Raw genomic sequence first — 202 nt, forward strand, 5'->3', positions numbered from 1 at the left:
CCCGTCCGCCAGGTCGCCCAATCCGAGGGCTCGATCCTGGAGAAGACCCAGCTCCTCATGGTGCTGGTGACCGCCCTGGCCCTCGTCGCCTCGGCGCTGGCGATCGCGAACCTGGTGACCGCCGGCGTCATGGAGCGCTCCAGCGAGATCGGGCTCATGAAGGCCGTCGGGGCGAAGGGCAAGTCGATCATCGGGCTGTTCC

The 202-nt window shown here is 68.8% G+C and carries 1 protein-coding gene; it reads left to right on the top strand.

Translation table 11 applies throughout. The features are described from left to right. On the top strand, nucleotides 1-202 hold a 202-nt coding region (locus AACQ14_RS24360), incomplete at both ends, for an FtsX-like permease family protein (RefSeq protein ID WP_339366116.1).

Origin of the sequence: Vallitalea maricola, from assembly GCF_036985595.1 — a bacterium.
GTDB lineage: Bacteria > Bacillota > Clostridia > Lachnospirales > Vallitaleaceae > Vallitalea > Vallitalea maricola.